Source organism: Flavobacteriales bacterium (assembly GCA_013001705.1).
Classification (GTDB): domain Bacteria; phylum Bacteroidota; class Bacteroidia; order Flavobacteriales_D; family JABDKJ01; genus JABDLZ01.
Genome location: JABDLZ010000140.1, coordinates 1 through 7,955 on the forward strand (window position 1 = coordinate 1; position 7,955 = coordinate 7,955).

Genomic DNA, 7,955 nt, shown 5'->3' on the forward strand with positions numbered 1-7,955 from the left:
TCCACTTAAGAAATCGCCCCTGTTCTTTCTGACATGTCCTAGGCCGAATTCATCGATCAAGGATTCCACTTTGAGCTCCTGCTCCTTCTTGCTCAACTTGGTCATTTCCAAGATGGCCTTCAGATTATCTTCCACAGTGAGCTTTCTGAATACCGAGGCTTCTTGCGGTAGATAACCCACCCCTAATTGCGCTCTTCGGTACATGGGCTCTTCGGTGATGTCCCTTTCGTCCAAGAAGATACGTCCATTCAGTGGCGTGACCAACCCTACGATCATATAGAAGGAGGTCGTCTTTCCCGCTCCATTGGGTCCGAGCAATCCTACGATCTCACCTTGGGAGACCTCTACACTCACGCCCTTGACCACGGTGCGTTTTCCGTATTTCTTGACGATATCTTCTGCTCGGAGTATCACGCTGCAATGTAGTTCATTAGAAATCCAGCTGGAATTTAGCCCGTATGCCGAATTTGACGATGTTAGGATTGTCCAAATAACTCAATCGCCAAAGGGCGTCTATCCGGAGTATCTTGAAGATATTCTCGATACCTACCCCCGCCTCACCGAAGGGCATGCGTTCCAAGGTGAAGGAGTTATCCAATAGGTTGAGAGCTGTGCTGTTCTTCTCATCATAGCGCCCGATCACTCCTTTGATGCTGAGTACCTCCCTCCACTTGAGCTTACGCAGAAGCGGTATACGGTTCAGGAAGAATCCTTCCAGATGCCAAGTAGCTGCTCCAGACACATACTCATCCGAAATGAATTCGAAGAAGTTCATGGTGTTATATGAACTCTCATCGTAGAAGAAAGTCTCATTTCCCTGATGGAGGAAGAGCAAAGGATAGGGCAAGGGATCGCCCCAGAGCTTACCGGCTTCGAATCGATAGTCGAGATTTCCGTAGAAGCCCATCCTGACCTTGTGCTGCATACCGAGTCGCACCTTGCGGTACTCGTATTGCCCTCCGAAGAGACCTTGCATCCCCAGTCCGATCTCTGCTGTGAGTACCGGAAATCGTGTACCTAGACTCACCCGCTCGAATTCCCCATAGACATACTTCTCTTTGTAGGCAAAACGAGTCTTCAATTTGAGCTCTGTAGTAGCTAATTCTGGTACTGCAACCACTTGATCCTCGATCGGGTCGAATCGCTCGTAGACCAAGGCTCCCCTGGCCTGATATCTACGCGTCTCTAGTTCAGCACCACTGGAGAATCCATCGAACCACTCATTCTGCAGGGCCAGATCGACTTCTTCCAGCATGGTGAGCTTGTTATTGGGATTCCGCCTCAGCGCTGATGAGAGTACATTATCCTGTTGGAAGGCATTGTTACTCTGTCCCAGCTGTTCGATGTCCTTGCTGTATTTCCCTTCTATCCATACCCGGGGTTTCTTTTCTAAGAAGTATAGGCCCCCGATCATGTACTTCCACTCCTTGTCCTTGAAACCATAGGCCCCGTAGCCCTCTATCATGGCCCGTGTGCTGAATTTATTGCTGGTACGGCCTCCCAGTCTCAGCCGGCTCCCCTCTACCGGATTATAGCTGTAGACGGTGAAATAGGGCCCCAATTCGAAAAGTCCCACCTCTTTATATCCTGTGATGGCCAGTGTCAGGATATCCACATAGGTGTTGAACTGAGGTACCTTCTTCAGGCTATCGACCATGGAGTAAATCCTTGCCTGATTGATGGTCAGGCTATCATGCCGGGCCTGCTCCCAGTACTCATCACTCTTGCTATTGACATCCTCAGCCAGGATGATATTCTCCGCTCCGAAATAGAAGTCATCATCACGCGGTCGGTTGATAACGAAGTCCTTGTATGAGGTGGATTTCCGGCCATAGAGACCCATGGTCTTCTCTCCCAGATTGAAGTCGATGACCAGGTCGTCCTTGGTCAGCATCCATACTTCATCCTCTACTTCATCATATTCCTGTCTCACCCGCATATCGGAGATGAAGTTGATGTTAGCGCTCTTGGCGATCGCTCCTTCCATACGCTTCACGGCATAGGTCGTATCGTTGACCCACATCTCTCCGTTGAAGGTGAGTTCCTGCTTGTGCTTGGGAATGAATTCTATCTGGTAGCACCATTTATCATCGATGAATGCGCTATCCTTCAGGTAGTATTTGTAGTGCGAGAATCCGGAATTGGCGATGGGGCTGATAAAGTTCTTCCCGAAGATGAAGATGTAGTTGTTGTAGATATTGACATTCTGATACATATCACCCAAGAACTGGGAGATACTCTCATTCTTCACCCCAGATACCTTGGTAGCCTTGATGACCTCCTTCTCGGACTTCGGACTCTGACGGTAGTAGAAATCGGAGATGGATTCGGTCATGAAGAGGGGCAGGAAGGGCTTTTGCTCGGTAGAATCGATATTGTCGAAGATGAAATCGAACGAACGGAAGAGCTTTTTCTGGGTGAATTGCTCGGAGATATTGTTCAGGTCGAATTCGACCTTGTTGTATACCTCGTACTCATAGGCCTCGAGCTTCTCCCGGTTGTTGACATCCTTATTGCGCTGTACGGCCCGTATGATGGGATGTGCCGGATTCTCCCATTCAGACGCCCTGACCACCACCTCCTGTAGGTCGACAGAACTCGATTCCAGTTGAAAATCGATGGTCTGCTCACGGTCCCTACGTACCCGCTTGGTCTGTCTTTTATAGCCCACATAGGAGCACACCAGGGAATCTGAGACGTAGTAGGATTCTATGCGGTAGAATCCATTCACATCGGTGGTCGTTCCGGTCTTGGTACCCTTGAAGGCCAGATTGACGAATGGGAGTCCTTCTTGGGTCACTGCATCCTTGACATAGCCTTGCACGACAGTCGTCTGACCGACCCCACCCAAGGTCAGGATCATCAGCCCACAGAACGTGAAAAACCGGGATATGCATGGGATCATGTGTGAACTCATCGTGTCTGGATACCGGTGCTATCCGGATTCCGCTTGCTTTTTCGTTGGATGCGTGCTGCAATAATGATGCTCAACTCATACAGCAACATGATAGGGAAGGTCACCAAGATCTGCGAAGAGATATCAGGAGGTGTGATAATGGCCGATAGGAGTAGAACTCCGACCAAGGCATGCTTGCGGTATTTCTTCAGGAATGCCGGGGTGATCAGCCCCAATCGGGCCAGTATCATGACCACCACGGGCAATTGGAAGAGGATGCCCGTACTCAAGGTGATGATGGTGACCGTAGAGACATAGGAGTTGATGGTGAATTCGTTCTTCACCAGATCGCTCAAGGAGAAATTGAGGAAGAACTGCACAGATATGGGCACAATGATGAAGTAGCCGAATGATATGCCCAAGAAGAACAGCAGACTCACCCACACAGTAATCCCTCTCGCCTGTTTTTTCTCCCTGTCTTTAAGCCCCGGAGCGATAAAGGACCAGATCTGATAGAAGATATATGGAAAGGCGAGCACGATACCCACGATCACTCCTGTCATGAGATAGACGGTGATCTGTGTGGGCAGATTGAGCGCTTGGAAGACGCTGCTGTTATCGGTAAGACATAAGGTATCGGATATACCACAGAGGAAACGGTTGGTCGGAAACCAATCCTTTACCGGTCCAAAGATGATCTTCTCGAATAGCAGATCCTTCAGCGACAGTGCCAACACGGCTCCTATCACTATGGCAATAGCTGCTCGGATGAGCCTCCACCGGAGTTCCTCCAGATGCTCGAGAAAGCTCATTTCTCCTTGATTCTTCTCTTCCAAGTTGTGCTTGATTGATCAGGAATACTCAGTTTCAAAAGTAGGGATGACATCGACTGTACAAGCAAGGATGACCAATGCTTTACAAAGTATTATGAACGTCATAGAAGTATCGATGAAAAATCCCCACTCATACGCGCGAATGTCTTAAATTAGGGTCTTTACAGACTTCTACATTCTATTCCATTAACCTTAATGCAAGGTCATGTCTGAAAACATCGCAGCCGTTGAGGCGCAGCAGAACCCCCGACAAGCACTCAAGAAATTCTTTGGATTCACGGCCTTCAAAGGTGAGCAAGAGGCCATCATACAGAATATCCTGGACGGGAATGACTCTTTTGTGATCATGCCCACCGGTGGTGGTAAATCCCTGTGCTATCAATTGCCTGCTCTCATGATGGAAGGGACGGCCATCGTGGTATCCCCGCTCATCGCTCTCATGAAGAATCAGGTAGACGCCATAAGAGGATTCTCAGCAGATGATGGCGTAGCCCATTTCCTCAATAGCAGCCTGAATAAGAGTCAGCTCGCCAAGGTGAAGGAAGATGTGGTGTCCGGAGTCACCAAGATGCTCTACGTAGCACCTGAATCCCTCACCAAGGATGAGAATGTGGAATTCCTCAACAGTGTGAAGATCTCCTTCTTCGCTATCGATGAAGCCCACTGTATCAGTGAGTGGGGACATGATTTCAGACCGGAGTATAGGCGGCTCAAGCCTATCATGAAGGAGATTGCCGATACGCCTGTGATCGCATTGACGGCAACTGCTACAGAAAAGGTCCAGTTGGACATCCTGAAGAATCTGGGTCGTGAGAATGCCCGTGTATTCAAAGCCTCATTCAACCGGGATAACCTCTACTACGAGGTCCGCCCTAAAGAGAATGTCTTCTCAGACATCATTAAATTCATCAAGAAGCACGAAGGAAAATCCGGTATCGTGTATTGCTTGAGCCGTAAAAAAGTGGAAGAATTGGCCGAAGCCCTGCGGGTGAACGGTATCAAGGCATTGGCTTACCATGCCGGTATGGAATCCTCAGCCCGTGCACGTACCCAGGATCAGTTCCTCATGGAGGATGTGGATGTCATCGTAGCGACCATTGCCTTTGGTATGGGTATCGACAAACCGGATGTACGTTATGTGATCCATCACGATATACCTAAGAGTATCGAGAGCTATTACCAGGAGACAGGCCGGGCCGGACGAGATGGCGGAGAAGGAAAATGTCTGGCCTTCTATAGCTACAAGGACATCGAGAAGCTGGAGAAATTCCTACAAGGTAAGCCTGTGGCCGAACAGGAGATCGGTAAGCAGTTGCTGCAAGACATCGTGAGCTATGCCGAGACCTCCGTCTGCAGACGTAAATTCCTGTTGTACTATTTCGGAGAGGAATTCGATGAGGCGCGATGCACCAAGATGTGTGATAACTGCGCGCATCCCAAAGAGAGTGTGGAGGTCAAAGAAGACCTGACGTTGATTCTGGAGACCGTCAAAGCCGTCAAAGAGAAGCATCAGATGAAACATGTGGTCAACGTGCTGATCGGAAAAGAGACAGCCGATGTCAAGACCTACAATCATCATCAATTAGAGCAATTCGGTGCAGGTGATGACCAAGAACCTTCCTACTGGAACAGTATCATCCGTCACTGTCTGGTGTCAGGCATCCTGACCAAGGAGATAGAGACCTATGGCCAATTGAAATTGAGCCCCTTGGGACAAGACTTCCTGAAATCTCCTCGACCCATCAAGTTATTTCTGGAGCGCAGCTATGCCAGCGACCCTAATGAGTCAGTGATCGGAGGTGCCAAGGCCGGAAATGCCGGAGACCCTGTGCTCATGGATATGCTCAAGGACCTGCGTAAGAAAGAAGCAGACAAGCGTAATCTGGCCCCTTACATCATCTTCCAAGAAAGCTCATTGGAGGATATGGCCATACGCTATCCCATCACCATGGATGAGCTGATCAATATCGCTGGTGTAGGTAGTGGAAAGGCCAATAAATTCGGGAAACCCTTCATCGACTTGATCGCTAAGTATGTGAAGGAGAACGAGATCGATCGACCCATGGACATGGTGGTACGATCAGTGGCCAACAAATCTGCCAACAAGGTCCATATCATCACCAATATCGACAAGCGACTGCCTCTGGAAGATATCGCCTCGAGTAAGGGTATGGACATGGAGCAGATCGTCTCTGAGATAGAGGCCATCGTCTATTCAGGTACCAAGGTCAATATCAACTACTACTTGGATGACCTATTGGATGAGGATAGCCAAGAGGAGATATTCGAGTACTTCAAAGAAGCCGAAGACGACTCCATAGATGCCGCTGTAGAGGAGTTCGATGGTGATTTCTCCGATGAAGAACTACGCTTGATGCGCATCCGCTTCTTGAGCGAAGTGGCCAACTAAGAATCAAGAGCCTCCAAGGCCAGATAGGCCATCAAGCCCGCACCCGTTCTCAAGGCATCTTCATCGATGTCGAATCGCGGAGTATGGACCGAGTCCGTGAATCTCTTGCCGTCAGGTGATGCCGTTCCCAGCCGATAGAAACAGGCCGGTACGTGGTGGGAATAGTAAGCAAAGTCTTCTGCGGTCATTCGGATATCCAATGGTCGTACTTGATCCTCACCCAAGAATTCTTGAGCGGAGTCCATACAGGCTGCTGTCAATTGTTCATCGTTCTTGAGAAATGGATACCCCTTCAGAACCTCCACTTCTGCTCTGCCTCCATGTGCTTGAGCGATATTCTGAGTGATCTCAGTGATCAACTCATGCGCCTTGGCCCTCCACGGCTCATCCATGGTACGGAAGGTGCCTACCAAGGAGACCTTTTCCGGAATGACATTGGTCGCACCATCTGCGGTCACTTTGCCGAATGAGAGTACTGTAGGTATGGTCGCTTTGGCATGTCTGCTTACAAGATGCTGCAGATTGCTGATGACCTCGGCCATGATGACTACCGGGTCGATATTGAGATGAGGCATGGCTCCGTGACCTCCTCGTCCATAGATATCTATATAGACCTCATCTGCTGAAGCCATGTACATCCCAGGTCTAAATCCCACCTCACCAGCGGGCAATTCAGGGAACACATGCTGCCCGATGATCAATTCCACAGGCAGTTCATCCAAGACCCCTTCTGCAATCATCATACTGGCTCCTCCGGGTATCTTTTCTTCTCCCGGCTGGAATATGCAGCGAACCGTCCCCTCGAATTCTTCACGGAGAGCGTGCAGTACGAATGCTGCTCCCATCAGCGAAGCACTGTGTACATCATGCCCACAGGCATGCATGACCCCTTGGTTCTTAGAGGCGTATTCTGCAATTGATTCTTCTTTGATCGGTAAAGCATCTATATCGGCCCGCAGTGCGACCACTTTTCCCTCCGACCTACCTTGGATGTCAGCAACGATACCCGTACCCGCTACTCCGGTGCGATGCTCTATTCCTGCCTCGGTCAGTTGATCTGAGAGGAATTGCATGGTCTGATGTTCGGCAAAAGACAGTTCGGGATGTGCATGCATATGCCTCCGGATCTCTCGTACGCGGTTCCAATGCTCTTCGGCCAATTGCGTGACCTTGTTCTTCAAGCTCATGTGTTGAGTGATTTCCATGCGTTCCAAGTCATACGTACCGCCACTAGAAGCATGAATATACCGAAGGCCAGTTTGACCTTGTTGGGGTCCAATCGTAGTGAATACCTCGAGCCCAGATAGCCTCCGATGATGAAGGCTCCTGCGAGGATCATCGCAGCTCGCATATCTACCGCCTCGGCCTTATAGTAGTTCATCACCGCGAGTATACCGATGGGGGGTAGCATCATGGCCAAACTCGTACCCTGTGCTTGGAATTGATTCATTCCCAAGAAGTAGATCATAGCGGGCACAACGATGATGCCTCCACCCACACCTATAAATCCTCCCAGCATACCTGCGGTGAGTCCAGTGAGTAGTAGGATGACGAGGGTCTGTAGGTCCATTCAGAAATCCAGATTGAGCGAAAGATAGAACTCTGAGGGTAAAGTTCTACCATCTACCACACCCCACGCCCAATCGGCACGGATGAAGTAGCCCAATAATCTGGAGCGAAGACCGAATCCATATCCCGCGAGCAAGGGGTCTTCTTGATTCTGTAGGATAAAGGTCACCGAGGGGATATTCGATATCTCCACCTGATCGGTATTGAATGTATTATTCTCAGCATAGGGTCCAGAGCCGGTCCATGC

The 7,955-nt window shown here is 49.6% G+C and carries 7 protein-coding genes; 1 reads left to right on the plus strand and 6 read right to left on the minus strand.

The genetic code is table 11. From position 1 onward, the window contains the following. The 3 genes from HKN79_05760 to tatC all read right to left on the minus strand — a co-directional run. A partial coding sequence (locus HKN79_05760; GenBank protein NNC83064.1) for an ATP-binding cassette domain-containing protein occupies positions 1–414 on the minus strand: 414 nt, incomplete at its 3' end. A gap of 16 nt (positions 415–430) precedes the next feature. Beyond that, the gene (locus HKN79_05765; protein NNC83065.1) at positions 431–2,863 is read right to left on the minus strand and encodes a hypothetical protein; all 2,433 of its coding nucleotides are present in this window, start codon (positions 2,861–2,863) and stop codon (positions 431–433) included. Positions 2,864–2,913: 50 nt separating this feature from the next. Next, a complete protein-coding gene (tatC, locus tag HKN79_05770; GenBank protein ID NNC83066.1) occupies positions 2,914–3,732 on the minus strand; it encodes a twin-arginine translocase subunit TatC in 819 nt (272 codons plus the stop codon). A gap of 202 nt (positions 3,733–3,934) precedes the next feature. Between tatC and recQ the strand changes: the two genes are divergently transcribed. Then, positions 3,935–6,139: a DNA helicase RecQ gene (gene recQ / locus HKN79_05775; protein NNC83067.1), complete on the plus strand. Its 2,205-nt coding sequence runs from the start codon at positions 3,935–3,937 to the stop codon at positions 6,137–6,139. Here the strand turns inward: recQ and HKN79_05780 are convergent. The 3 genes from HKN79_05780 to HKN79_05790 form a co-directional block, all read right to left on the minus strand. Continuing rightward, positions 6,136–7,326: an amidohydrolase gene (locus tag HKN79_05780; GenBank protein ID NNC83068.1), complete on the minus strand. Its 1,191-nt coding sequence runs from the start codon at positions 7,324–7,326 to the stop codon at positions 6,136–6,138. The genes recQ and HKN79_05780 overlap by 4 nt on opposite strands. After that, the gene (locus HKN79_05785) at positions 7,323–7,709 is read right to left on the minus strand and encodes a sulfite exporter TauE/SafE family protein (GenBank protein ID NNC83069.1); all 387 of its coding nucleotides are present in this window, start codon (positions 7,707–7,709) and stop codon (positions 7,323–7,325) included. Before HKN79_05785 ends, HKN79_05780 begins: the two co-directional genes overlap by 4 nt. Further along, on the minus strand, positions 7,710–7,955 hold a 246-nt coding region (locus HKN79_05790; protein ID NNC83070.1), incomplete at its 5' end, for a hypothetical protein.

What these genes read in the sequence shown, in the direction of transcription:
- HKN79_05785 (NNC83069.1), bottom strand. Translation starts at nt 7,709, where the DNA reads ATGGACCTACAGACCCTCGTCATCCTACTACTCACTGGACTCACCGCA.
- recQ (NNC83067.1), top strand. Translation starts at nt 3,935, where the DNA reads ATGTCTGAAAACATCGCAGCCGTTGAGGCGCAGCAGAACCCCCGACAA.
- HKN79_05780 (NNC83068.1), bottom strand. Translation starts at nt 7,326, where the DNA reads ATGAGCTTGAAGAACAAGGTCACGCAATTGGCCGAAGAGCATTGGAAC.
- HKN79_05765 (NNC83065.1), bottom strand. Translation starts at nt 2,863, where the DNA reads ATGATCCTGACCTTGGGTGGGGTCGGTCAGACGACTGTCGTGCAAGGC.